The following is a 24711-nucleotide window of genomic DNA, read 5'->3' as shown; positions in this document are numbered from 1 at the left end:
AATGATTACCGATACATATCCATCTGTTTTTTTCTGCCCAATGGGAGATAATGAAATGATAACAGATACTGTTAATATTAAATATAGTAATGAAACTTTTGAAAAAGCAAAAGATTATTTTAAGGACAATGAAGAAAAATTAATAAATAAGTATAAAGTTTCATCAGTTTCTGAAGTATCATTTTGGGGAACAACAGAAGGAATGAGAAGTGTGTGGAGTGAAATGAAGACTGACGATTTGATATTTTTTACCAAAAATGGAATGGGCTTTGTTTACATGGCAAAAATATCCAATAAATTTGAGAGAGAAGAAGCTGAACTGTTGAATAAAAATTTTTGGAATAATAATAGTAATCATAAAGATTTGAGTTGGGGATTAGTTTTTACTTTGAAGGATGTTAGGCAAATAAAAATTTCAACAAATGAAATGAGTTTGATTAATGGATACGGAAAACGATATATTTATCGAGGATTATTTAAGTTAGATGAAAAACGTCTAATAAATTTTTGGGAATCTTTTCCTATTTATTATTTTTTAAATCCTGAAAAATTTGATAAATTGGAGGATAATTTATGAAAGTAATTTCAATTATTGAATTTTCTGACAAAATTGATAAATATTCTTTTGATTCTAGATACATAGTAAGTATTGAAAAAAAAGATATTGATATTTATGAAATAAGTATAAAAAAAAACGCTAGACATATAGAGAAGTTTTATGAGAATAAAATAAAGTCACTTTCGGTGTGTGTGGGAAGAAACGGAAGTGGTAAGACAAGATTATTAACAAAGTTAGTCAATTATTCAAATAAGAATTTTTACGATATGAATTTTGTTTTTATTATTGAAATAAATAAAAAATTATTTTATTGGTCTTCTATTAACTTACAGCTTGACTTTATTTGTGAAGAAGGTATAGAGATACAATATGGTAATTATGTTAATCCACTTGAGGATACAAAGATTATATTTCTTTCTAATAATTTGGAGTATAATAATTATTTTTTAATTGAAAAAGAAAATTCATTTAGTGACTTTTCAGTGACTACAATATTAGAAAATACTAATCTAGAGACTTATCGGAATAATTTAATGAGTAAACAAATGGAGTTTATTTTTAAAGATTTAGAGAAAAATTTTGATAATGGTATTGTAAAAAAATTTGAACTTGACAGCAGAATAAATTTATTTAAACCTTCAGTAGATGAAGCTTATAATGACTATTTTAAATCGAATAGTATAATATATAAAAAAATAATGGAAGAAGTTAGTAATTTAACTAAACACGATTTTAATAGTCCTAGTATTTTTTTTGATATTAATAAACAATTTGTTTGTAATTATCTTTACCAAGATAACGTGAAGAATCACCTGGTTTTTAGAGATTCTTTAGCTTCCTTTCTTGGATACAATGTTCTCAAACCAGAGAAAACGCTAGTAAAAAAAGTCACTAGGAAATCGATTGTTGATTATTTTAATAAAACATATTTCTATGATAATGAGGAAAAAGAGTTACAGTTATTAAAACAAAAACTCTTTTTAAAAAATTTAGAAAAAACATCAATTCAATTAGATAACAACTTCTTACAGTTTGATATCTCGGAATTAGTAGAATTGGAAGATGTTGAATTGACGAAGTTAAACGAAGAAAAACTAAGTGAAGATATTTTCTTTTTCTTAGAAAAAAAATGGAAAGCTATTAGTTCAGGAGAAAATTCATTATTAAGTATTTTCTCAAATATTTATGAGGGTACTAAAGACATTACTCAAAGTAACGTCTTAATTTTACTAGATGAAATTGATGTAACGTTACACCCTGAATGGCAAAGAAAATTTATGAACTCATTGTTTATGTTCCTCAATACTCATTATAGTACTTCTTTAGATTTTCAGATTATTTTAACTACTCACTCTCCTCTTATTTTGTCAGATATAAGAAATATGGATGTAAATTTTCTAAGTAAGAATGACATGCTACCTAATAGTATAAACACATTCGGTGGTAATTTAAATGAGCTGATGTCTGAAAGTTTTTTTTTAGAAAATGGGTTAATGGGAGAATTTAGTTCAAATAAAATAAAAGAAATAATAAAAGAAATAAATGATGGAGTTATAACGACTAAAAGATCAAAAGAGTTGGAAGGTATAATCAACGAAATTGGAGAAGTAGTCATTCGAAAGTCTTTGAAGTATTCAATGAAGAATTTAATGGTTAAGGCAGAAAATAGACAAAGTAAGCTTAACAGGTTACAAGAGGAGAAAGAGAAAATCGAGAAACAAATTCAGATATTAAAAGATAGGGACAAAAATAATGATTAATATTGTAATGCCAAAAGAAGTTGTTGACGTTCATAAAAAGTTTTTCACTAAAGAAATTAAAAAAAAATATACTGATATGATTCTGGAAATTTCATCCGAGAATAGTTTTGTTATTGATATGACAAAAATGACAAATGCTGAAGGTACTTTTTTCGAAATATTAAATGAAATGAATCAAATAATAATATCGAAAAAACTGAGTAAGAAAGATTTTAGAAGAGAAGATTTGATTAAGAAGCAAATAGAACTTCTAGAAGATACTATTATTTTAAAAAAAATGATTAGATTAAGTATTAATTTGTTAGATGAGTCAAATTATTATGAACTTTTAAAATTAGAGGAAGATTTTGGAGAGTATCTATTTAAACTTGATAAGTTATCAAGTTTAGATAATGCTTTGTTTTGTGAAATAACAAGTTATAGGATTTATAGAGCAGAATTAAATAAGAATTTAAAAAAGAAAAAAGGAAAAGATAATCTCAAAAAGAAATTTTCAATATTTAAATTTTTACCTACATTTGAAAAAGTATTTTTAGATTTATATAAAGAAAGGTTTACACGAGAAATTAGGTATATGAAATTTCAGGAGATTGAAAATATATTTCATGATTTGAAGGACATTTCTATACTGTTCAAAGATAAAAAATTTGAAAAAACCGTTTTGAAATATTGGAATGTTTATCTCTATACTCTCTTTTTAGATACGATTGTATGTCCTTATTGTAATTCTCAATTTATTTATACCTATTTTAAAGAAAAAGGGGAAAAAAAGGGGAAAGTAAGACCTCAAATTGACCATTTATTTCCTAAAAGTGTTTATCCGTTTCTATCGGTATCCATTTTTAATTTAATTCCATCATGTAGTCAATGTAACAGTTCTATTAAAGGAGATAACGAAGTAAAGTTATCAAACGTAATTAATTTATTTACAGAGTCTATACAAGATGAATACCATTTTTATATTAAATCAAAAAAGGGGTAGATGAATTACTTGGTAAATCAAGTAATTATGAGATTAAAATTCATGTTTCTGAGTACTTTGAATATCGTGAAAGATTAATAAAATTTTTAAATTCTTTTCATTTGAATGAAAGGTATAATTATTTTAAAAATCATTTAAATGAAGAAATTTATTATAAAGTAAATCATACTAAAAGTATGAATAGTTTTATAAATAGTTTACTGTCTGATTTAAATGATTTTGATGCAATAAATCCATCACTTATGGATTTTATGGAATTAGAAGATAAAAATAGATTACTTGGAAAATTACAACGAGATATTCTTTTTGATCAATTAGGAAATCCAGAAAACTCTGATAATATAGAATATACTGATTTTTATAGTGGATAACAAACCAAAATGACAAATTAATACTCTTCCTAGTATGTAGTCCAAGCCTAATTTAGCTAGAATATTCACTTTTTCCGTGGTAAAATGAATAAGTAAATAATAAGTTAATGAAAGATTTTTTATTAACTTTTTGTCATAGAAATGTTGATATATCAATGTCCATTAGCAGACGTTATCACAGAACAAATTCACGATGCATTAAGTGATATAGATGAAATCAAAAAATTAGAAGTAAAATTAGTTTGGTATCCTGCGTGGACGACTGATCGTATGAGCAGATATGCCAGAATATCTTTAGGGATTAGATAGCCTAAAGATGACATAATTAAATCGAAAAACTCTTTTATTAACTTATGAAAATCATGTTAATAAAAGAGTTTTTTTATGATAGTGCACACTCGGAAAAAATAAAATCATGAACCAGTCAACTCTTTTTATCTTTACAAGCCAGTATGTTTAGTGAGAATGCTTTATGTAGTGTTCTAAAATTTGTACGGCATTTGTAGCAGCACCTTTTCTTACTTGGTCCCCACAACACCACAGAGTTAAGACTGATTGATTACCGACTTTACTTTTTCTGATACGCCCAACATGAACTAAATCTTGGTTAGATGTATCAAGTGGCATTGGGTAACCTTGATTGTCTAAATCATCGACTAACTTCACGCCATCAGTTTCGCTAATGATTTGACGGGCTTCTTCAACGCTCAAATCATTATCTAAGAAAAGAGTGATCGCTTCAGAATGCGAACGAACGACAGGAACACGCACACAGGTACATGTTACATCAAGTGTTGGATGATGGAGGATTTTACGTCCTTCATTTTGTAATTTCATTTCTTCGCTTGAATGCCCTTCAGCATTAAATCCACCAATTTGTGGAATTAAATTATAGGCGATTTGATAAGGGAAGACGTGAGGAGTCACACTTTTTCCTTCAGAAATATCAACAACTTGGGTTTCAAGTTCTTCAATCCCTTGTTTACCAGCACCTGAAACAGCTTGGTAAGTTGACACAATCATTGAGTTGATAGTTGCTTTTTTGTGTAATTGGGCAATGGCAACAAGTGCGATAATTGTTGAACAGTTAGGGTTTGCAATGATTCCTTGATTGGTAAAAATATCATCAGGGTTCACTTCTGGTACAACTAAAGGTACGTCTTCATCTAGTCGATAAATACTTGAATTATCAATAATTAAACAACCTTGTTTTTTGGCTTCAGGCAGGTAGATACGAGCAATATCGTCATCTAACGCACATAAGACCATATCAATTCCTTCAAAACAGTCTGTTGTTAATGTTTCGATTACTAATTCTTTGTCACCAAACGCAACTTTTTGTCCAGTACTTCGTTTAGAGGCAAATAATCTTAATTCTTTAATGGGAATTTGGCGTTCTAACAGAGAATTTAACATCTCTTTTCCCACTTCACCAGTGGCTCCTAAAATTGCTACAGTTAACTCGCTCATAAACTATCGTCTCCTTCAAATTCATAATAAATTGTTTGAATCGTGGTATTATAATCTTCGTTTTTAACACCAATAATAATGGTTAATTCATCACTTGTTTGAGAAATAAGTGAGATATTAATCTGTTGCTCTCCAAGAGCGCTAAACAAACGACCACTCATTCCTGTTTTGTTTTTCATAAAACGAGACACAATCGCAATAAGGGCGATATCGTGAATGACAGTGACTTTATCTGCTTGTGTACTAGCTTTTAAATCAGAGATGACTTCATAATAAAATGGTTTTAATTTTGCTGTTTCAACCACTAAAGAAAATGAATCCACACCAGTCGGGATATGCTCGACAATAATACGGTATTTTTCCATGCATTCAAGTGCTTTTCGAATGGTTCCAAAGTCATTTGACATATGTGATTTAACGACCGTAATAATTGAGAAATCTTTCTTCCCTGTAATCCCAGTAATCGCTTGACGTTTTTCTTGCTCGTCTTCAGCTGTAATAACTGTTCCACGATTTTGAGGGTCGTTGGTATTTAATATGTGAATAGGAATACTTTTTTGTCTAACAGGGTTAACGGCTTCCTCATGAATAACATTAGCTCCCATGTAGGCTAATTCACGTAATTCTTCATAGGTAATGGTTTCAATTTGTTTTGGATTGTTCACGATTCTTGGATCGGCTTTTAAAATACCAGAAACATCCGTCCAGTTTTCATAACACACAGCGTCCATGACATTTGCTAGGAAACTTCCTGTAATATCACTCCCTCCACGAGACATTAAGTGAATGGATTTATCAGGATACGCCCCGTAAAAACCAGGCACGACGATTTTATCAGATTCTTTAATAAGTTTTTGAATGGCTTTGCATGAGCGTTTTTCATCAATTTGGCCATTTGGTTTAAAGATGATAATGTCTTTTGCATCAACAAACTTAAATCCTAAATAATTGCTTAATAATTTAGCTGTTAAATATTCCCCACGACTGACAAGATAATCAATGTCAATTGAATCAGAAAGCTTTTGATATAAAAAATCCAAGTCTTCAGAAATCGTTGACTCAAGACCTAATTCATCTTCAATACGAGTTAATTTGTCGCGAATCATTTGAAATAAATCGTCAAATGGCATGCCGTAACGTTTATGCTCATAGCATAGGTAAAGTAAATCGGTCATTTTGTGGTCGTCAGATTGTTCTTTCCCACTGGCACTTGTGACAACGACAGTACGTGTTGGGTCACTATCAATAATACTTTTAACTTTTTTAAACTGAGTGGCATTCGCAACACTGCTTCCGCCAAATTTTGTTACTTTAATCATGCCAGTCCTCCTGAGTAATCACTCTCACAATCAGAGAATCGTTTAATTGTGTTTGTTTTTTGATGTCAGCTAATGTAATAGGATGAGTAATTAAATAATCACCATCTTTTTCTTTAATTAGCGCATCATCAATTGTTTCGTTTGTTCGAATAACGAATGTATAGTGATTTGTTTTGTTTTCAATTATATCATTATTTTCTACGTTGTCAGTATCAATATAAGAAATATTTTTTGAAATATCTAAAATATCTTGTACAACGGCATTAGCGGTTGGTAATTTACCTGCACCTTGTCCGTAGAATTTTAATGTTCCAATTGTTTTTCCTTCAAGACTGGCGATATTATTGTTACTTGGAATCGTTGCTTCAACAAATGTTTCTGGTACAGCATGTAACGAGATAACCCCTTCGTCATGCGTAATTTCACCGATGTATTTTACAATATGGCCTTTTTGTTTGAAGTAATGAATATCGTCTTTTGTAATTTGTTTCATTGAGTGAACAAAGAAATCATCTGGATCAAGCTTTTTATTGAATGCTTTTCTAGCAGAAATAATTAATTTATTTAAGACATCAAAGCCATCAATATCTGCACTTGGGTCAGCTTCTGCGTAACCTAAATCTTGGGCTTCTTTTAACACATCACCAAAATCTTCATCCTCTTTTAACATTGTATCTAAGATAAAGTTTGATGTACCATTTAAAATACCATAGCATTTTGAAATAGCATCAATTCTTGAAGCTAACTCCACGTTTTTGATCCATGGAATCCCACCACCAACACTTGCTTCAAAGTTAAGTGACACACCATTTTCTTTTGCTAAATCAGTTAATGCGTCATAGTGTCTCGCGATAACGGCTTTATTTGCAGTGACGACATGTTTTTTACTTTTTAACATGCGAGAGATTAAATCAAATGGTACCTCAATGCCACCTAATACCTCAACAACCAGTTCAATGTCTTTATCGTTTATAATGTCTTCGATATTAGAACAAAATTTTGGAATCTCAATGGTGTCATTTGGACGACACCATACTTTTTCCACGCTAAACTGTTTCGCTAAATTTTTTTGCTGTAAAATTTCATAAACACCTGAACCGACTGTTCCAAAACCAAGGATTGCAATTTTCATAATAAGTCCTCCTGTAAAATACACTTGTTTTTATATGGTGAACATTGTATCATAGACTAAAATGAAAGACAAGGAGTGTTACGATGGAAAAAAATATCAAAGTACAAGAAACGAAACAATTAACTATTCCGCTAGTCAAGCGATTTTAGCAGGGTTAAGTCCTGATGGAGGATTGTTTGTCTTGCCTAACTTAGATGATGTGAATTTAGATGTATCGACTGTTTTAAATAAGGACTACCAAGAGATTGCCTCACTGGTTATCAATCAGTTTTTCAATGAGTTTTCAGAAAATGACATCAAAAAATGTGTGAAAGAGGCTTATACAAACACATTTAGTGATGAAAAAATCACGCCACTAAAAAAAGTAGGCGATGATTATGTTTTAGAATTATTCCACGGGCCAACGTGTTCATTTAAGGATGTTGCCTTATCACTGCTACCAAAACTAGTAAACTTATCAGCAAAAACACAACATAATACGAACAAACGATTAATTTTAACAGCCACAAGTGGTGACACTGGTAAAGCGGCTTTGGAAGGATTTAAAAATGATCCATTAGTTGATATGATTGTGTATTACCCAAATAATGGGGTATCAACCATTCAAGAAAAACAAATGCAAACACAAGATGGAGGAAACGTGGCGGTTGTGTCAATTAATGGAAACTTTGATGATGCGCAAAGTAATGTGAAACGTTTATTCCATGATGAAGAATTAGTGGCATTACTAAAAGAGCATCACATTGAGTTTTCAAGTGCGAACTCAGTAAACATTGGTCGTTTGATTCCACAAGTTGTTTACTATTTTGCGTCATACGCAGAACTTGTTAATACGGGAGAAATTCAATTAGGTGAAAAGATTGACTACATTGTGCCAACAGGAAACTTTGGAAATATTTTAGCCGGATATTACGCGCAACAAATGGGGTTACCAATTAATAAACTCATTTGTGCCTCAAACGAAAACAACGTATTATATGATTTCTTAAAAACAGGGGAGTATGACACCAATCGTGAGTTTAAAAAGACGAGCTCACCAAGTATGGATATTTTAATTTCATCAAACTTAGAAAGAATGTTGTTCCATTTAAGTGGGGGAGATGCTCATTATGTGGCTGACTTGATGAATCAGTTAAAAACGACAGGGAAATTCAAAATTTCTGACGAGTTATTAAACACGATTCAAGAAACATTTGGAACAGGATATGCAACAGATAAACAAGTAGCTGAACAAATTGATAAAGTATACAAAGAAAAAGGCTATTTACTTGATCCACATACAGCAGTGGCTTCTTATGTATTGGAAAATAGTCCTGAGAAAAAAGAAAAAACGGTTATTTTATCAACAGCTTCTCCTTATAAGTTTGTTCAAGAAGTGAGCAAAGACATTCCAGAACTTGCGATTGATAGCTCACAAGACGAGTTTAAATTAATTGATGAGTTAGAAGAAAAAACAAACGTCTATGCACCAAGTCAGTTGAAAGACTTGAAACATGCACCAATTTTACATAATCAAGTGATTGATATTGATGAAATGAAGGATATTATTATTAAACAGGTAGGTGAGTAATAATGGTGTGTATTAAAGTTCCGGCAACATCTGCCAATGTCGGTGTCGGGTTTGACACATTAGGTTTAGCTGTGACGTTTTATGGTGAGTGTGAGGTTGAATTATCAGATAAACTTGAGATTTCTGGTTGCCCAGTCGAATTTCAAACAGAAGATAATTTAATTTATCAGTCATACAAATACGTGCTAGATGACTTAAAAAGACCTGTGACCCCAATTAAATTACAGATTGATAGTGAGATTCCGTTTGCACGTGGTTTGGGTAGTAGTGCAGTGTGTATCGTATCAGGTGTGTTAGCAGCCAATGAGTTGCATCAGCTTCATCTAAGTCAAGATGAGTTGGTGCAGTATTGTACTCAAATTGAAGGGCATCCTGATAATGTCGTACCTGCTTTACTAGGTGGATTAAGTGCCTCTTATCAAATGGATGACGACATTTTTTTCCAACATTATCCAGTTGATGAGTCGTATCAATTTGTGGCGTTTGTTCCCGATTTTACGTTGGAAACATCAGTCGCACGAGGAGTGTTGCCTGAAAGTTATCCGCTAAAAACGGTAGTAGACAATCAAGCAAAATTATTATTTTTATTAGACGCATTAAAAACAGGAGATGCGGCTAATTTAGATCAATTTTTAGATGATGGCATTCATCAGCCATACCGTAAAAAATTAATTGACGAATATGATATAGTAGAACATATCGCAAAGGAATCAGGAGCAAAAGGGTTTTATATTTCTGGTAGTGGCTCAACATTGATGGGAGTTTTCACGTCACAAGTTGATATGAAAGGATTAAATACGTCACTAGCCACACTGAAACATAAATGGAAGGCTCTTGATTTATCGGTAGATTATAAAGGAGCAGAAGTATGTCACAGAACTATCTAATCGTCAATCAAGACGTATTACCAGACGTTTTCTCAAAGGTAATCGAAGCAAAGAAATTATTAAACTCAGGAGATTTTAAAAATGTGAGTGAGGTTGTCAATGAAGTTGGCCTATCTCGAAGTGCGTTTTATAAGTACAAAGATCATGTGTTTGTCGCTGATAAAACGGCACAAATTAGAAAAACACTCATTTCATTTAACTTAACCGATAAAAAAGGGTTACTGTCCTCTGTGTTGAACCGTTTGTCAGAACTTGGGGGAAATGTCTTAACAATCAATCAAAATATTCCCATCCAAGACACTGCAACAGTGGTCATGGGGATTGATATCAAAGAACTATCAGTGTCGGTGAATGAACTCTTAGTGGAACTAGAAAAATTAACTGGAGTCAATCATCTACAACTCTTATCAATTGAATAATAAAAGCCGAACACGACGTTTTTAAGGTATCGTGTTCGGCTTATTTTTTAGTTAGTTTCTAATGTTTCTATACAAGAAGAAATGTGTTCGATTGTTTTATCGATGTCTTCTTGTGTCGTTTCAGGCGAGATGGTACACATACGTAATACTGTTTTTCCTTGAAGTTTTGTTGTCAAAATTTGAGCAAACCCTTGATTAGAAATCATATTTGAAAGGGCTGTATTGAACAAATTTAATTCTTCTTCGCTTAAGCCTTCACGGTAGTATCTAAAGTTCAGAATCGCTGTTTGAGCAGGTGTGACAATGTCTAGTTTTGGTGTATTTCGCACGACAGACTCAGTGTATTCAGCTAGTTTGATTCCGTAATCAATGGTGTCACCTAATTTTTTCGTTCCAAGTGCTTGCATGGATAACCACAACTTCACAACACGAGCGGGACGAGATAAATCAAGTCCTAAATCCCATGTGTTGATGTGCTCGTTTTCAGAAGCATCTTCTAAATACTCAGGCGTTTCACTAAAACTTCGCAATAAATCGGCTTTATCTTTTACCAGTAACATCGCACAAGAGTAACTTTGGAAGAGCCATTTATGTGCATCCCACGTGATACTATCAGCCTGTTCAATCCCTTTTAGTAGGTGAGTGTGGCTTGATGATAATAACACCGATGCGCCAAACGCTCCGTCCACGTGCAGCCACATGTCTTCTTCTTTACAAATTTTAGCCAATTCAGGTAATGGATCAATCACCCCTGCATTTGTTGTCCCGGCTGTCGCAATGACGATAAAAGGACGTAACGCATTCTTTTTATCCGTTTTGATTGTTTCTTGAAGTACTGTGGGGTCAATTTTTAATCGGTCATCTGTTTTTACACGGCGAATTCTTTCATCTGGAATGCCAATCACGTGAAGTGCTTTATGAACACTATGATGTGCCTGATCAGAAATATAAACCACACCTTTTGTGATGTCATCTAATGATAAATATTTATCTCTGGCAGCTATAGTGGCATTTAAATTGGCCATTGATCCCCCTGATAAAAATGTGCCACTTGCTTTTTTTGGATCATATCCAGCTTTTTCACATAAATAAGCCATCATTTCTTCTTCGATGACAGCTGTTCCAGAGCTAGAATAAAATCCTGCAGCGTTTGGGTTATAAAAAGATTCAAACAAATCACCTAATTTTGAAATATCAACAACAGGTGCAGGAATAAAAGCAAAATTTCGTTTATGTTCACTAACATTTCTAAAAGGATAGACACTTTCTTCTAACATTTTCAGTAGACTGTCTAAATCACGTCCATCTTCGGTGATGGTCGTATTTTTTAGTGCGTTGATGGTGTCGTTAGGAATCAGCTTAATTGGCTTTCCTTGTTGAATGTCTTGTTTATTTTCGTAAAAAGTATCAATAAATGCTTTCATGTAGTCTTGAATGTCCATTATATATTCCCTCCAATGTATATTCAGCATAGCAAGATTATTCTAACATAGTCATGAGAGTCATTGCTGTTTATGATTATAAAATGAGGATTTTTCAAGTTATTTTAATGAAAATCTAAACGGATGATATAAGGCACACTCGAAACAACACGATTTAGTAAATAAAATGAACAAATTAATAAAATATGTAATCTAAATGAGATAAAATAAAGGAAACGTACCTATTTTGTTATAGAAAAAACCTAAAAATAATAAACATTTTTAATAATTACTGTTAGAATAGAACTGTTATATTTTAGAAAGGTGTAGATTGGAACATTGATTAAAGAAAAAAGAAAGCAATTTATATTAATTTTTTTATTACTTATTCTTATTGTAGAGGTTGTCTTTTTAGTTCGTCGAATGACTCTTGATAAAAAAGCGAGTCAAACACTAAGCAGTGTGACAAGCGAAAAGAAAGTGATCGATCAGTCGATTCAAGAATTAAGTCAACAAAATTTAGAAAACTTTGTGATAAATCAAGACTTACTTAAAACCGCGAATCAAACGAAGGATAGTGTTCATCAAAGCATTAAAACGGTTGATGATATTTCAAATATTTCTGGAAAAGTGAAGAATCAAAAGAAACAATTGATGCTTGGCTTAAACAAAGATGCTGAAACGATTGATGCCATCCAGAAAAAAATTAAAGCATCACAGCAAATGTCTGCTATTTTTGGCACAAAACCTTTTAATAAAAATAGTTTAGTCAAAGATTTAGCCATCTCACAATCAATTACCCAATCTATGAAAGATGAATTGGATTCAAATGTGACGTCGTTACCTAAAGATGAACAAAAAGCCTCTTTAGAAGCTGGGTTAAAGCAAATCACCGAACAACATAATGCTCTTGTATCTTTAGACAAAGAGATGAAAACGTATATTCAAGATAAAAAAATTAAGACAGTTCCAACTTCTGACCAGTATAAAAAGCTGAATAAAGAAGTGAGTGGTCTTAAAAATGATAAGCTAAGACAAGTTTATGCGAGTCAATTATCTGTGTTGCAAAAAGAAGTCATAAAAAATGATCCAACGATTTTAAACGATGATAAGAAAGTGGCCTTAACATTTGATGATGGACCAAACAACACCAGTTCCATACAAATATTAAATACGTTAAAAAAATACAACATTAAAGCCACATTCTTTATGTTAGGGACAATGGTTGATAATTACCCAGATGTTGTGAAGAAAATTCATGAAGCAGGACATGACATTGGGAATCATACGTATGATCACAAAGACTTGACGAAATTAGATGAAGCAAGTATCAAACAAGAGATTGAGTCCACCAATCAACGCATCGAAAAAATTACTGGAGAACGTCCAACACTTTTACGCCCGCCTTATGGTGCATACAATGAAAGAGTAACAAAAGTGGAACCCAATATGACGATTGCGTTATGGAATATCGACACACTCGATTGGAAAACACATAATGCCACAGCCATTTTAGGGGAAGTTAAAAAAGAATTGCAACCTCACAGTATTGTGCTGATGCATGATATTCACCAAGATTCAGCAGATAGTTTAGAAAATGTCATTAAGTTTTTAAAAAGCCAAGATTATACTTTTGTATTGGCTAAAGACTTAATCAATTAAAAGTAAAAAAGATGATTAAATACCCGTTTAATCATCTTTTTTTATTTTTTCTAGCGTCTAAATTTTACTTGTCGGTTAAAACACTGTATAGTACTTATGGAACTAAATTAAAAAATGAGTTGTACGATAAGGGAGAGTAAACTATGTCAAGAATTATTGGAACTGTATCAAGGGGATTACGTTGTCCAATTATCAATGAAGGAGACGATTTAGAATCTATCGTAATTGATAGTGTGATTGAAGCGTCTAAAGAAGGAAACTTCGCCATTCAAGACAAAGATATTGTGGCTGTAACAGAATCGATTGTTGCTAGAGCACAAGGAAACTATGCGTCTATTGACCAGATTGCAGAAGATATTCGTCACAAATTTAATGAAGATACAGTTGGGGTTATCTTCCCAATTTTTAGTCGTAATCGTTTTTCAAACTGTTTGAGAGGGATTGCCAGAGGAAGCAAAAAAATTGTTTTAATGTTAAGTTATCCATCAGATGAAGTGGGAAATCACTTGATTTCACTTGACGCATTAGATGAAAAAGGGGTTAATCCTTGGACAGATACGTTAACAGAATCTGAATTTAGAGAGTTATTTGGTTATCAAAAACATACCTTTACAGGTGTTGATTATATTGACTATTATAAAGAATTAATCGCAGCTGAAGGTGCTGAGTGTGAAGTGATTTTCTCACAAAAACCTAAAACGATTTTATCTTATACAAAAAATATCTTAACCTGTGACATTCACACACGTTACCGTACAAAACGCATATTAGAACAAAATGGTGCGGAAAAAGTGTACACATTGGATGATGTTTTATCTGAATCAGTTGATGGAAGTGGCTTTAATGAGCAATATGGTTTGCTTGGTTCAAATAAATCAACAGACGATGGCGTGAAATTATTCCCAAGAAATTCGCAAGAAACAGTGGATAATATCCAACGTAAATTAAAAGAATTAACTGGTAAACAAGTGGAAGTCATGGTTTATGGTGATGGTGCGTTTAAAGATCCAGTTGGGAAAATTTGGGAATTAGCTGACCCAGTTGTTTCTCCAGCTTACACATCAGGTTTAGAAGGAACACCAAATGAAGTGAAGTTAAAATATCTTGCTGATAACAATTTCTCTGACTTACGTGGAGCTGAACTTGAAGAAGCAATCAAAAAACACATTGATTCAAAAGCAGATGATTTAACAGGATTAATGGAAGCTCAAGGAACAACACCTAGAAAATTAACTGACTTAATCGGTTCATTATCAGATTTAACGTCAGGTAGTGGGGACAAAGGAACACCAATTGTCTTTATTCAAGGTTACTTCGATAACTTTACTAACTAATCAAGGCTAATAAAGGAGGCGTGTGAATATGACACAAGAAGAAATTGATGTGTTGACAAAACATTTATCAGCAGACAAACAGTTTATTCATGATGGGTATTATCGTTTAAGAGAACTAGACGAAAGGACTTATGAGTTGGCATTTTTAGTGGCTGATGCGTGCGGGGCAACGAGTGTGCACCCACAAATCACGATTGAAAAACAAGGTGATACATGGCAAGCTGTAAAATTGCTTGATTTTTTCTCAACACCAGTTGAAACGATTGTGTATTCACAAGAAACGGCTCAAGAATTATCAGAGAGATTAGAACAATTAAGTAAACAAGCATTACATGCGATAAATCAATAAAGTAAAAGCAAGAGAGCAACTCGTTCTTTTGCTTTTTTTGTATACACAGATAGTGAGTTTGTCATTGCAAATTAGACATAAATCCTATATAGTGATTAAGTGTACAAAGTAGAAATGAGGAATAAATAATGAAACCATCTATCTATGATTTAACACAGCCTCAACTTGTTGACTGGTTTGTGAAAAATGGTGAAAAGAAATTTAGAGCAGCCCAAGTGTGGCAATGGTTATATGAAAAACGTGTGACAGATTTTTCTGAAATGAGCAATCTTTCTAAACAAACAATTGAATTATTAAATGAAAACTTTGTGTTAGACCCTTTGAATGAAGTCGTTGTCCAAGAAGGTCAAGACGGGACGGTAAAATATTTATTTGAGTTGCCTGATCATCATATGATTGAAACTGTGTTGATGCGTCAAGCGTATGGACTATCAGTTTGTGTGACGACACAAATTGGGTGCAACATTGGCTGTACATTTTGTGCGAGTGGGTTACTGAAAAAACAACGTAACTTAACAACAGGTGAAATTGTCGCCCAAATTATGAAAGTACAACATTACCTAGACAAACAAGGGCAAGGCGAACGAGTGAGTCATATTGTAGTCATGGGAATTGGTGAACCGTTTGATAATTATAATAACGTGATGGACTTTTTATCTATCATGAATGATCCAAAAGGGCTTCAAATAGGTGCAAGACATATGACTGTATCGACAAGTGGATTGGTACCAAAAATCAAGCAATTTGCGACAAATGGCTTGCAAGTCAACTTAGCAATTTCACTTCATGCACCAAATAATGACACACGCACATCTATCATGCAAATTAATCGAGCGTATCCATTAGAGCGTTTGATGGACGCAGTGGATTATTATTTAAAAGAAACCAACCGACGTATTACGTTTGAATACATCATGCTTCAAGGGGTGAATGACACACCAGAGCATGCCCAACAATTGGCAGACTTATTGAAAGATAAGAAAAAACTCACTTATGTCAACTTGATTCCTTATAATACAGTGGAAGAACATGACTTGTATCAACGAAGCACAAAAAAAGATACGCTAGCTTTTTATGATATTTTAAAAAGAAATGGCATCAACTGTGTTGTCAGACAAGAATTTGGGTCTGATATTGATGCAGCGTGTGGGCAGTTAAGAAGTAAACAAATGAAAAAAGAGAAGAGTAAATAAACAAAAAAAGCTACGCCATTTTGATAATGACTGTAGCTTTTTTATCGTACAATTGCTTTTTGAATGAGGTGGCACATCATCGCCACGACAATCGCAATGACAATCCCAATGAATAAACCGATAAATCGATTTGCAATTGACACGCCACTTGGAAACATGACCAGTGCAGCATTCATGGCGGCAATAGAATTGACAATGGTTTTATGTTTGTAATCGACTAAAAAGTAACTGATAAATCCAACACTTAGTATAAAGGCGATCGCATAAGGTGTTGGAATGAGTTTAACTAAAAATAAATAAAAGACAATCACGCCAAACGCTGTGCCAATAATGCGTTCGCGTGTTTTTTTGACAGTCTCACTAAAGTGGATTTCCGTTAGAGACATCGCCACAATACTAATCCAAAGAGGTTTTGGAGCATGAATCAAAATAGCGACTGTCATAGCAATCGACACACTTAACGTCATTTTTAGTAGATAGATTGGAGTAGAAACGGAGCGTTTGATTTGTTCGTCTAGCTTTAATTTTGTTGCAGTTAAAGGCTGTCTTTTCTTTGATTTGACGGCTAAAATACTTAATACAACGCTCCCTACGACGAGACATATTATCCGATTTAGTGCGTGAGTAGACTCGACAGGAGTTGCCTGGCAAAATAAAAAATTAATCATATATGGAATCGAATATTGAAACGCAATTGGTTCAGCAGTTAAGACTAAAATTAGTAGAGTAAATGCAGCATAGACAAAAAATAATAAAAACGGCTGGCTATGTGGCAGTTGGGAGATGATACCTCCAAGTGGAAATAGTATCAAGTTTGTCATGATAAGAACTTTGTCTGTTACGCCGAAATTAATTTTAGGAAACATCAGAAACCCAACACTTAATGCGACAATAGGGAGTAAATTTTCTTTACCAAAGATTAAGGTGAAAATTAAGATAAACAATAGATTTGTGGTGAAATCTACTAGATTTTTACTGAAGTTTTGTTTTATGTGGGTGGATAGTTTTGTTAGCATAATTAAATCAACTCATTTCTTTTAGTACACAAATATGTACTAATAAGGTATCATGAAGAAGATAAAAAAGTCAATTTAGGAGTGTGCAAAATGGAAAAAATCGCAAATAAATTATTAAAACTATTACCCTATTGGCATTTCAATGTGGAAAGACGCATCAAACAAAAAAATGATTTAAACATCACATATGAAGGGTATTACTGTTTACTCGGCTTGACACAAGTACCGTCTATGACTATGACAGACATCGCCACAGATTTTTATTTTGGGAAACAACAGACAACGCGGATTATCTCACAACTTGTGTCACACGGTTTAGTAAAAAAAACAATCAGCCCATTAGACAAACGAATCACTAACGTGTCAATTAGTGAAAAAGGGATGAGTTATTTAAAGAGAAACCCATTTGATACAACAGATTTGGGTGAAGATTTAAATCAAAAACTGACTAAAGAAGAGATGGAGGAATTAAATCATGCATTAGATGTTCTACTCAAAACATTTCAAAAATGATAAAATTTTTATTAAAAGCCCCTTTATATAACTTTTAGATAAAGGTCACAAACAAGTTATGTTATAATATTTTAGTATACTGTTTAAGGGGGTGTCGAGATGAAAAAGGCAATTAGACAAGAGATCATTTCACGGTTAAATCATCTTGCAACACAAGAAAATAAAAAAAATAACATAGAAGATGAGATGTTGTCGCGGTTATTTGAAACGAGTCAATGGCAACAAGCGACAGTCATAGCGACGACTTATCCAATGACACATGAGTTTGATACAAAAAAATTGATGACACGAGCCTTTAACGAAGGAAAAACGATTGTGATTCCAAAGACGCAAAAGTTGGGGTTAATGGATTTTTATCTGTATGATGACTCGGTTGAACTTGAATTAACACGATTTGGTGTGTATGAGCCGATTGACAGTCAGCTTTATGACAAAGTAGACATTGATTTGATGATTGTGCCTGGTGTTGGATTTACCACAGAAGGCAAACGAATAGGGTACGGTGGTGGATTTTACGACCGTTACTTGACTGACTTTAAAGGGCACACAATAAGTTTGGTCTTCCAAGAACAGTTATTAGAGGAACTAGAAACTGAACCACATGATAAAATCGTGGACACATTGATTTGTGCACGTAAGGGGGAACTGTATGAGAGAATATAATACGACACGTTGGATGCGTTTCAAACGTGGACCGTACTTTACTTATTTATTTTTAGCGATTCAAATCGTCGTCTTTATTTTGATGGAGTTAGTTGGATTAACGCAAGGGATTTATTCAGGCTCAGAAGACGTTGGAATTTTGTATCAATTCGGTGCAATGACTCATGCAGCTATCAACATCGATGGTGAGATTTGGCGACTGGTAACGCCAATTTTTGTTCATATTGGCTTTTTCCATTTATTGTTAAACTCTTTAGGATTATATTTTGTCGGTCGTATTTTAGAGCCGTTGATTGGACACGCTCGATTTTTTCTTGTTTATATGTTAAGTGGGATTTTTGGTAATTTGTGGAGTTTTGCCTTTGGTTCAGACAATGCGATTTCTGCCGGCGCAAGTACTTCGTTATTTGGTATTTTTGCGGCCTTTATTATTTTAGGGCAAATTTACAAATATCATCCAGCGATCAAATATATGTCGCGTAACATGACACTACTTATTCTAATGAATTTAGTGATGAATTTATTTGATTCAGGTGTTGATATTATGGGACACTTTGGTGGAGCACTTGGTGGGTTACTGATTATGATCATTGTGGGCGTGCCAGCAAATAAACTTGGTTTCAATGAAAACATTGATAAAACAAAACGATTGTTATCTTTAGTGGTCTTTGTTCTGTTATCAGTGGGATGTTTATATAAAGGTTTTTATGGATAAAATGAAAATAAATGCAGACGGTACTAGGAATACCAAGGATATATCTGTATAATAAGGTCGGTAGTGAAAATTGAAAACAATGTATGATGTGCAACAGTTATTTAAACGATTTGGTATTTTTATTTATGTCGGAAATCGGCTATGGGATATTGAATTAATGATGATTGAATTAAAGCAACTGGAAGAAGCAGGATTGATAGACAAACAGGAATACATAAAAGCCATGCTAGTTTTAAAACGGGAGCATCATCTTGAAGAAGATTATCAGGAGGGTCAATAAATGACAAATAAATTAATAGGTATTGATTTAGGTGGTACAACAGCAAAATTAGCCATTTTAACAGAAGATGGTGAGATTCAACAACGATGGAGTGTTGAAACAAATATTGAAGACAACGGCTCACACATTGTCCCAGATATTATGGAATCAATCAAACACAGATTAGATTTATATGACATGAAGCCATCTGATTTTATTGGGATTGGTATGGGAACACCAGGAACAGTCGATAAAGAAAATGGAACAGTGATTGGTGCTTACAACTTAAACTGGTCAACTCTTCAAGAAATAAAAAAACCAATGGAAGAAACGTTTGGTATTCCATTTGATTTAGATAATGATGCCAACGTGGCAGCACTTGGTGAGAGATGGAAAGGTGCTGGAAATAATGCCCCTGATGTTACGTTTATCACGCTAGGAACGGGTGTTGGCGGAGGTATTATCGCTGAAGGTCATTTACTTCATGGAGTCGCTGGAGCAGCTGGTGAAATTGGTCATATTACCGTTGATCCGGAAGGTTTTGATTGTACATGTGGTAAAAAAGGTTGTCTTGAAACAGTGGCATCAGCAACAGGTGTCGTTCGTTTAGCTAGAGATATGAGTGAAGAGTTCTCTGGCACATCAAGATTAAAAGATATGATTGATGACGGACAAGAAGTGTCAAGTAAAGATGTTTTTGACTTAGCAAAAGACAACGATCACTTTGCGTTATTAGTAGTCGATAAAGTGTGTTTCTACTTAGGATTAGCATGTGGAAATATCGGAAATATGTTAAATCCTAATGACATTGTCATCGGTGGTGGCGTGTCAGCAGCGGGAGAGTTTTTATTGGAAAAAGTACAAGTGTATTTTGACCGTTTTACCTTCCCACAAGTAAAAAATAGCACGACCATTAAATTAGCAGAATTAGGAAATTCGGCTGGTGTGATTGGTGCAGCATCATTAGCATTAAAGTTTAAAAAAGACAAATAATAGATAGAAAGGTAAATGTCCCGTGGATTTATTAACAACTATATTAATTATTATTATTGCGAGTTATGGATTGTATAAACTATTCTTTTTCATCAAGAGAAAGCGTGCAGCTGAGTGGATTGAACAAGATAAATTCCAAGAAACGATGAGAACAGCTCAAGTTATTGATGTGAGAGAAAAAGAGGACTACAATCGTGGTCATATTTTAGGAGCAAGAAGTGTGCCGTATACTATTTCAAGAGCGCACAAAGAATATTTACTTGCCATTCGTAAAGATGCACCAATCTATTTGTATGACAACCGGACAAGTATGGCGATTTATATGGCTGGTTTGCTTAAAAAAGAAGGATACAAAGATATCTACATCTTAAAGGGCGGCTATATGAACTGGACAGGAAAAACGAAACAAAAATAAAAAAGAGATGCCGGATATTTTCCGACATCTTTTTTAATTGACTGAATGAATACTTGCTTTGGTTGCTAATGGATAATGGATTAAATCTGAGGCTTCAAGGTCTTCATGATGTAGAGAAACGGCACTAATTTGGCTATTGTTATATGTTTTGTAGTAATAAATGCCTGTATCCGTATCGCAACAAGAAGAATAGATAGTGTATTCATAGTGTTCCTCGCCGACATCACAGAGGCCTTTAGTTTGTTCGACAGAAGATAAAATATGGAAAAACTGATTGATATCTTCTTCCACAGTTTGAAACTTTAGACTGTGTTCTTTAGTGAATGTTGCACGAACAAAACGTGACATAGAGGATAAATCTCCTGGTAAACCAATTGCTCCCATACCATTACTGTAGGCATCTAAGTCTAGTTCTGGTGCAAAGAAGTTCGCACTTGTTTTAGCAGACAAATGTCTGTAGTTGTTTAAATTAAATAATTGGATAGGAAACGGTGGATTATTTGTCAAAACACCGACAGGATTATCATACACATGTAAACCATCTCTATCAGATTCAACAGTGATAGCAGCATGTTTATCAGCAATTATCCAGTGCAGTGGCGAGTTTGGAAACTCAGGATTGAAAGCCACATCAGTGATAATCAGATCATCTAAAAGTGATTTAACCTCATCAATGGTGGTACATTGAGACAACACATAAGGAATCAACTCAAAAGACGCGATACTTTTTTCTGTCTTTTCGTCTGGTTGATAAAAAGCGTTTTTAGGATAGTTTAATCCAGCGATACTCAAGCCTTTTTCATTGGTCGCATCAAAATAAAGGGGGTAGTTATCTGAAATTACAGCCATGCCAATCATCGCAAAATGAGAGGATAAAGTTTTCCCGTTTTTTAATTCAAACACGACATTTCTAGGTGTAATGACGACTTCTTGATTAAATGTATAATCTAAATCAAGGTTTCGTCCAAAATAATGATGGTTTCCATTAAAACTAACTGATGTACACATATTGTCATCTCCTAAATAAAATCTACTATGAGTATAATGCTAAAAATATTTGTGACAATGAATTTTTTATGATGAATTATTAACTATTTTATTAATTGTTGGACGTGTTCTTTAAAAACGGGAACAATAGCTGATTCAAATTCTGGATGTTTGGCAAACCAACGAAAATTTAGTGGGGAGGAATGCACTATTGGAAAATAAGTTGGTAAGTATTCTTCATAAGCAAAAACTGTTTCGGTTAATGTTTTTTTCGCTTTATCTTTTAGGTAATATTTTTGAGCATATGTCCCCATAAGAATAGTCAATTCAATGTTTGGCATACATTCTATTAAAGCTGGGTGCCATTTTTTAGTAAAATTCTTTCTAGGTGGCAAGTCACCATGAGCTGCTTTTCCTGGGAAATAAAAATCAAGTGGCAACACGGCAATTTGTTTTGAATCATAAAATACGTCGTCTGTTACACCCATCCATTCACGTAGTTTTACACCACTTTTATCACGGAAGACTTGTTCTTTTTCTTGTGTTTTAATTCCAGGTGCTTGTCCAATAATTAGTATTTTTGCTTCAGGATAGGCCATAAAAACAGGTTGCCATCCTTTTTCAGTGAAAGAGACATTGTCAGGGTCATGAATGATTTGTTGTCTAATTTCTTCTATCGTCAATCTGCTCACTCCTTTTTAGGTAAATAAAAAACCAAAACATAACACTGGGTTATCTTTTGGTTTCATGATGTTATCTCGCTCTACTTTTACGCATTGCTTTTTTACGATTGTCGTCAATCATTTCTTCTTTTTCTTCGATTGGTTCGATTAGTACTTTTTTCACGCCAAAAGCAACACCTGTTAAGGCTGCTAAAGTTGTTGCAGTACCGACTAAAAATCCTTTTGAAAATTTCTTCATAGCACTCACGTCCTTATCTGAATTTATACCTTTATTATACGCATTTTATAATAAAAATCTAGTGATAAGGGATACAACGACTATTAATTTTACATAAAAATGGTAGAATGAAACAGAATGGAAGTGATAACATGACAAAAGTAATTGCCCATAGAGGAAGTAAGGGGACACATCCGGAAAACACACTACCGGCGTTTCAAGAATCCATTGATGTAAAGGCAGATGGAATCGAATTAGATGTTCAGTTAACATGTGATGGTAAGTTGGTTGTGATTCATGATGAAAAAATAAACCGAACCACGAATGCAAAAGGGTGGGTGAAAGATTTAACCTTAGCAGAAATTAAACAGCTAGATGCTGGTTCTTGGTTTGATGAAAGATTTAAGGATACGAAAATTCCGACATTAGAAGAAGTTTTGGCACTACTGACAATGAATCAGTTTAGTGGTTTATTAAATATTGAATTAAAAACAGATCGCATAGAGTATCTAGGTATTGAACAAAAAGTATTACGAGCCATCGAGGAAGCGGATGTGTCATTTACCATCGTTTTATCCAGTTTTAATCGTGATACGCTCAGACGATTGAAGGCCCTTGATAAATCGTATGAAATTGCGTTTATCGCATTTGGCAATAAATATGATATCGCGTGGTTAGATAAACATCGTGATGTGAATAGTTTTCATCCTGATATTCGATGGTTGAAACGGCATATCGATCAGACGGCACATATTGAAAACGTCCGTCCGTGGACCGTAAATAAAGAAGCCGATATGGTATTTTGTATTGAACAGAAATTAGCAGGGATGTTTACAGATTTCCCTAAAAAAGCACTTGAGGTAAGAGATAATGGATAAGCAAAAAGTCTTAGTGATTGTGGGGCCGACAGCGGTTGGAAAAACGGCTCTAGGAGTCAAACTAAGTCAACGATTTAATGGCGAGGTCATCAGTGGCGACTCGCTACAAGTTTACAAACAATTAGATATTGGCACAGCGAAAGCAACAATAGACGAAAGGCAAAACGTGCCACATCATTTAATCGATATAAAAGAGCCGACTGACACTTATTCGGCTCATGAATTTAAACGTCAATCAACAGAGTGTATCAATGAATTGGCGACTCAAAATAAGTTACCTATTATAGTAGGTGGTACAGGTCTTTACATTCAGTCGCTCCTTTATGATTTTCAGTTAGGCTCATCAGAGTTAAGTGATGATGAAAAGAAAAGTCGTAAAAAGTGGGAAGAGTTTGCTAAAAAAATGTCCAATGAAGCATTATGGCACGAACTAGAAACAATCGATCCAAAAGGGGCCAACACGATTCACCCGAATAACCGAAAACGTGTGATACGGGCACTAGAAGTGTTTGATTTAACGGGAAAAAGTATCAGCGAGCAACAACAGATTGATTTAATGGATCTGTCAAAAAGTTCGTTTGATGTGAAACTTATTGGCTTAACCACGGATAGAGAAGTGTTATATAATAGAATCAATCAACGAGTAGATGTTATGATGGCTGAAGGTTTATTAGATGAAGCCAAAATGGTTTATGAGTTAGATTGCCCGCAAGCAAGTCAAGGTATTGGCTACAAAGAGTTTTTCCCTTATTTTGAGGGGAAGTGTTCACTGGAAAAATCAGTGGAAGAAGTGAAACAACATTCAAGACAATATGCCAAACGCCAATTAACGTGGTTTAGAAATCGAATGCCCGTTGAGTGGTGGGATATTGTGTCTGATGAGGCCAATGTGAACTTACTAGAGAGTTCAGTAGCTGATTGGCTGGGTTGAGAAAGAAGGAATG

At 33.7% G+C, this 24711-nt stretch carries 27 protein-coding genes and 1 pseudogene; 20 read left to right on the top strand and 8 right to left on the bottom strand.

Annotated elements, in window-relative coordinates:
- Window position 1 precedes the first annotated feature (1 nt).
- From BW731_RS00565 to BW731_RS00545, 5 genes and pseudogenes are all read left to right on the top strand, one after another.
- Window positions 2–577 carry a hypothetical protein gene (locus BW731_RS00565; protein WP_079344798.1) on the top strand — a complete coding sequence of 192 codons (576 nt, stop codon included), beginning with the start codon at window positions 2–4 and terminating at the stop codon, window positions 575–577.
- Window positions 574–2319, top strand: coding sequence for an AAA family ATPase (locus tag BW731_RS00560; RefSeq protein WP_079344796.1), 1746 nt, complete (start codon window positions 574–576; stop codon window positions 2317–2319). Before BW731_RS00565 ends, BW731_RS00560 begins: the two co-directional genes overlap by 4 nt.
- Window positions 2312–3301: a hypothetical protein gene (locus BW731_RS00555; protein WP_079344794.1), complete on the top strand. Its 990-nt coding sequence runs from the start codon at window positions 2312–2314 to the stop codon at window positions 3299–3301. The genes BW731_RS00560 and BW731_RS00555 overlap by 8 nt, the downstream gene beginning before the upstream one ends.
- A 101-nt stretch (window positions 3302–3402) precedes the next feature.
- The gene (locus BW731_RS00550; RefSeq protein WP_079344792.1) at window positions 3403–3672 is read left to right on the top strand and encodes a hypothetical protein; all 270 of its coding nucleotides are present in this window, start codon (window positions 3403–3405) and stop codon (window positions 3670–3672) included.
- A 156-nt stretch (window positions 3673–3828) separates the two neighbouring features.
- A pseudogene (locus BW731_RS00545) lies at window positions 3829–3981 on the top strand (metal-sulfur cluster assembly factor); the annotation flags it as partial.
- 147 nt (window positions 3982–4128) lie between these two features.
- Here BW731_RS00545 and BW731_RS00540 read toward each other — a convergent pair.
- From BW731_RS00540 to BW731_RS00530, 3 genes are read right to left on the bottom strand one after another with little or no spacing between them, the layout of a single operon-like run.
- A complete protein-coding gene (locus tag BW731_RS00540; protein WP_079344788.1) occupies window positions 4129–5142 on the bottom strand; it encodes an aspartate-semialdehyde dehydrogenase in 1014 nt (337 codons plus the stop codon).
- A complete protein-coding gene (locus tag BW731_RS00535; RefSeq protein ID WP_079344786.1) occupies window positions 5139–6461 on the bottom strand; it encodes an aspartate kinase in 1323 nt (440 codons plus the stop codon). Before BW731_RS00535 ends, BW731_RS00540 begins: the two co-directional genes overlap by 4 nt.
- Entirely contained in the window at window positions 6454–7593 is a 1140-nt protein-coding gene (locus BW731_RS00530; RefSeq protein ID WP_079344784.1) for a homoserine dehydrogenase, read from the bottom strand. The genes BW731_RS00535 and BW731_RS00530 overlap by 8 nt, the downstream gene beginning before the upstream one ends.
- Window positions 7594–7654: 61 nt before the next feature.
- Between BW731_RS00530 and thrC the strand changes: the two genes are divergently transcribed.
- From thrC to BW731_RS00515, 3 genes are read left to right on the top strand one after another with little or no spacing between them, the layout of a single operon-like run.
- Window positions 7655–9163 carry a threonine synthase gene (thrC, locus tag BW731_RS00525; RefSeq protein ID WP_079344782.1) on the top strand — a complete coding sequence of 503 codons (1509 nt, stop codon included), beginning with the start codon at window positions 7655–7657 and terminating at the stop codon, window positions 9161–9163.
- A 2-nt stretch (window positions 9164–9165) separates the two neighbouring features.
- Window positions 9166–10050 carry a homoserine kinase gene (gene thrB, locus BW731_RS00520; protein WP_079344780.1) on the top strand — a complete coding sequence of 295 codons (885 nt, stop codon included), beginning with the start codon at window positions 9166–9168 and terminating at the stop codon, window positions 10048–10050.
- Window positions 10032–10469, top strand: coding sequence for an ACT domain-containing protein (locus BW731_RS00515; RefSeq protein ID WP_079344778.1), 438 nt, complete (start codon window positions 10032–10034; stop codon window positions 10467–10469). Before thrB ends, BW731_RS00515 begins: the two co-directional genes overlap by 19 nt.
- 47 nt (window positions 10470–10516) lie before the next feature.
- On the opposite strand, the gene BW731_RS00510 is transcribed toward BW731_RS00515, so the two are convergent.
- A complete protein-coding gene (locus tag BW731_RS00510) occupies window positions 10517–11911 on the bottom strand; it encodes a pyridoxal phosphate-dependent decarboxylase family protein (RefSeq protein ID WP_158080130.1) in 1395 nt (464 codons plus the stop codon).
- Window positions 11912–12229: 318 nt separating this feature from the next.
- On the opposite strand from BW731_RS00510, the gene BW731_RS00505 reads away from it, so the two are divergent.
- The 4 genes from BW731_RS00505 to rlmN all read left to right on the top strand — a co-directional run bounded on the left by BW731_RS00505 (window position 12230) and on the right by rlmN (window position 16428).
- Window positions 12230–13552, top strand: coding sequence for a polysaccharide deacetylase family protein (locus BW731_RS00505; RefSeq protein WP_079344774.1), 1323 nt, complete (start codon window positions 12230–12232; stop codon window positions 13550–13552).
- A gap of 143 nt (window positions 13553–13695) precedes the next feature.
- Window positions 13696–14886, top strand: coding sequence for a coenzyme F420-0:L-glutamate ligase (locus tag BW731_RS00500; protein ID WP_079344772.1), 1191 nt, complete (start codon window positions 13696–13698; stop codon window positions 14884–14886).
- A gap of 28 nt (window positions 14887–14914) precedes the next feature.
- On the top strand, window positions 14915–15235 hold the full coding sequence (locus tag BW731_RS00495; RefSeq protein WP_079344770.1) for a hypothetical protein: 321 nt from the start codon (window positions 14915–14917) through the stop codon (window positions 15233–15235).
- A gap of 125 nt (window positions 15236–15360) precedes the next feature.
- Window positions 15361–16428, top strand: a complete 1068-nt coding sequence (gene rlmN / locus BW731_RS00490; RefSeq protein WP_079344768.1) for a 23S rRNA (adenine(2503)-C(2))-methyltransferase RlmN — start codon at window positions 15361–15363, stop codon at window positions 16426–16428.
- A 41-nt stretch (window positions 16429–16469) separates the two neighbouring features.
- Here rlmN and BW731_RS00485 read toward each other — a convergent pair whose 3' ends face one another.
- The gene (locus BW731_RS00485; protein ID WP_079344766.1) at window positions 16470–17444 is read right to left on the bottom strand and encodes an FUSC family protein; all 975 of its coding nucleotides are present in this window, start codon (window positions 17442–17444) and stop codon (window positions 16470–16472) included.
- 90 nt (window positions 17445–17534) lie between these two features.
- On the opposite strand from BW731_RS00485, the gene BW731_RS00480 reads away from it, so the two are divergent.
- The 6 genes from BW731_RS00480 to BW731_RS00455 all read left to right on the top strand — a co-directional run bounded on the left by BW731_RS00480 (window position 17535) and on the right by BW731_RS00455 (window position 21002).
- Window positions 17535–17957 (top strand): MarR family winged helix-turn-helix transcriptional regulator, encoded by a 423-nt coding sequence (locus BW731_RS00480; protein ID WP_079344764.1) that lies wholly within the window; start codon window positions 17535–17537, stop codon window positions 17955–17957.
- A 99-nt stretch (window positions 17958–18056) separates the two neighbouring features.
- A complete protein-coding gene (locus tag BW731_RS00475) occupies window positions 18057–18620 on the top strand; it encodes a 5-formyltetrahydrofolate cyclo-ligase (protein ID WP_079344762.1) in 564 nt (187 codons plus the stop codon).
- Complete coding sequence (locus BW731_RS00470) at window positions 18607–19335, top strand: rhomboid family intramembrane serine protease (protein WP_233120411.1); 729 nt, start codon at window positions 18607–18609, stop codon at window positions 19333–19335. Before BW731_RS00475 ends, BW731_RS00470 begins: the two co-directional genes overlap by 14 nt.
- Window positions 19336–19405: 70 nt before the next feature.
- Window positions 19406–19615: a YqgQ family protein gene (locus BW731_RS00465; protein ID WP_071456978.1), complete on the top strand. Its 210-nt coding sequence runs from the start codon at window positions 19406–19408 to the stop codon at window positions 19613–19615.
- Window positions 19616–20587: an ROK family glucokinase gene (locus BW731_RS00460; protein WP_079344760.1), complete on the top strand. Its 972-nt coding sequence runs from the start codon at window positions 19616–19618 to the stop codon at window positions 20585–20587.
- A 22-nt stretch (window positions 20588–20609) separates the two neighbouring features.
- Entirely contained in the window at window positions 20610–21002 is a 393-nt protein-coding gene (locus BW731_RS00455; RefSeq protein ID WP_079344758.1) for a rhodanese-like domain-containing protein, read from the top strand.
- 33 nt (window positions 21003–21035) lie between these two features.
- Here the strand turns inward: BW731_RS00455 and bsh are convergent, their stop codons facing one another.
- From bsh to BW731_RS00440, 3 genes are all read right to left on the bottom strand, one after another.
- The gene (gene bsh, locus BW731_RS00450) at window positions 21036–22010 is read right to left on the bottom strand and encodes a choloylglycine hydrolase (protein WP_079344756.1); all 975 of its coding nucleotides are present in this window, start codon (window positions 22008–22010) and stop codon (window positions 21036–21038) included.
- Between the two features lie 83 nt (window positions 22011–22093).
- The gene (locus BW731_RS00445) at window positions 22094–22681 is read right to left on the bottom strand and encodes a uracil-DNA glycosylase family protein (protein WP_079344754.1); all 588 of its coding nucleotides are present in this window, start codon (window positions 22679–22681) and stop codon (window positions 22094–22096) included.
- 61 nt (window positions 22682–22742) lie between these two features.
- Complete coding sequence (locus BW731_RS00440; protein WP_071456973.1) at window positions 22743–22910, bottom strand: DUF3042 family protein; 168 nt, start codon at window positions 22908–22910, stop codon at window positions 22743–22745.
- A gap of 131 nt (window positions 22911–23041) precedes the next feature.
- On the opposite strand from BW731_RS00440, the gene BW731_RS00435 reads away from it, so the two are divergent.
- Together BW731_RS00435 and miaA are read left to right on the top strand one after the other, a co-directional pair.
- Complete coding sequence (locus BW731_RS00435) at window positions 23042–23767, top strand: glycerophosphodiester phosphodiesterase (RefSeq protein ID WP_079344752.1); 726 nt, start codon at window positions 23042–23044, stop codon at window positions 23765–23767.
- Window positions 23760–24698, top strand: a complete 939-nt coding sequence (gene miaA / locus BW731_RS00430; protein ID WP_079344750.1) for a tRNA (adenosine(37)-N6)-dimethylallyltransferase MiaA — start codon at window positions 23760–23762, stop codon at window positions 24696–24698. Before BW731_RS00435 ends, miaA begins: the two co-directional genes overlap by 8 nt.
- Window positions 24699–24711: the final 13 nt, after the last annotated feature.

The sequence above is a fragment of the Vagococcus martis genome (assembly GCF_002026305.1).
Lineage (GTDB): Bacteria > Bacillota > Bacilli > Lactobacillales > Vagococcaceae > Vagococcus > Vagococcus martis.
The sequence above is the reverse complement of the archived record's forward strand: the minus strand, read 5'-3'. Positions and strand labels throughout refer to the sequence as shown.

What these genes read in the sequence shown, in the direction of transcription:
- BW731_RS00480 (WP_079344764.1), top strand. Translation starts at nt 17,535, where the DNA reads ATGGAAAAAATCGCAAATAAATTATTAAAACTATTACCCTATTGGCAT.
- miaA (WP_079344750.1), top strand. Translation starts at nt 23,760, where the DNA reads ATGGATAAGCAAAAAGTCTTAGTGATTGTGGGGCCGACAGCGGTTGGA.
- BW731_RS00435 (WP_079344752.1), top strand. Translation starts at nt 23,042, where the DNA reads ATGACAAAAGTAATTGCCCATAGAGGAAGTAAGGGGACACATCCGGAA.
- BW731_RS00565 (WP_079344798.1), top strand. Translation starts at nt 2, where the DNA reads ATGATTACCGATACATATCCATCTGTTTTTTTCTGCCCAATGGGAGAT.
- BW731_RS00475 (WP_079344762.1), top strand. Translation starts at nt 18,057, where the DNA reads ATGAAAAAGGCAATTAGACAAGAGATCATTTCACGGTTAAATCATCTT.
- BW731_RS00560 (WP_079344796.1), top strand. Translation starts at nt 574, where the DNA reads ATGAAAGTAATTTCAATTATTGAATTTTCTGACAAAATTGATAAATAT.
- BW731_RS00535 (WP_079344786.1), bottom strand. Translation starts at nt 6,461, where the DNA reads ATGATTAAAGTAACAAAATTTGGCGGAAGCAGTGTTGCGAATGCCACT.
- BW731_RS00540 (WP_079344788.1), bottom strand. Translation starts at nt 5,142, where the DNA reads ATGAGCGAGTTAACTGTAGCAATTTTAGGAGCCACTGGTGAAGTGGGA.
- BW731_RS00555 (WP_079344794.1), top strand. Translation starts at nt 2,312, where the DNA reads ATGATTAATATTGTAATGCCAAAAGAAGTTGTTGACGTTCATAAAAAG.
- BW731_RS00440 (WP_071456973.1), bottom strand. Translation starts at nt 22,910, where the DNA reads ATGAAGAAATTTTCAAAAGGATTTTTAGTCGGTACTGCAACAACTTTA.
- BW731_RS00495 (WP_079344770.1), top strand. Translation starts at nt 14,915, where the DNA reads ATGACACAAGAAGAAATTGATGTGTTGACAAAACATTTATCAGCAGAC.
- BW731_RS00500 (WP_079344772.1), top strand. Translation starts at nt 13,696, where the DNA reads ATGTCAAGAATTATTGGAACTGTATCAAGGGGATTACGTTGTCCAATT.
- BW731_RS00460 (WP_079344760.1), top strand. Translation starts at nt 19,616, where the DNA reads ATGACAAATAAATTAATAGGTATTGATTTAGGTGGTACAACAGCAAAA.
- BW731_RS00530 (WP_079344784.1), bottom strand. Translation starts at nt 7,593, where the DNA reads ATGAAAATTGCAATCCTTGGTTTTGGAACAGTCGGTTCAGGTGTTTAT.
- bsh (WP_079344756.1), bottom strand. Translation starts at nt 22,010, where the DNA reads ATGTGTACATCAGTTAGTTTTAATGGAAACCATCATTATTTTGGACGA.
- thrC (WP_079344782.1), top strand. Translation starts at nt 7,655, where the DNA reads ATGAAAGACAAGGAGTGTTACGATGGAAAAAAATATCAAAGTACAAGA.
- BW731_RS00485 (WP_079344766.1), bottom strand. Translation starts at nt 17,444, where the DNA reads ATGCTAACAAAACTATCCACCCACATAAAACAAAACTTCAGTAAAAAT.
- thrB (WP_079344780.1), top strand. Translation starts at nt 9,166, where the DNA reads ATGGTGTGTATTAAAGTTCCGGCAACATCTGCCAATGTCGGTGTCGGG.
- BW731_RS00470 (WP_233120411.1), top strand. Translation starts at nt 18,607, where the DNA reads ATGAGAGAATATAATACGACACGTTGGATGCGTTTCAAACGTGGACCG.
- BW731_RS00515 (WP_079344778.1), top strand. Translation starts at nt 10,032, where the DNA reads ATGTCACAGAACTATCTAATCGTCAATCAAGACGTATTACCAGACGTT.
- BW731_RS00510 (WP_158080130.1), bottom strand. Translation starts at nt 11,911, where the DNA reads ATGGACATTCAAGACTACATGAAAGCATTTATTGATACTTTTTACGAA.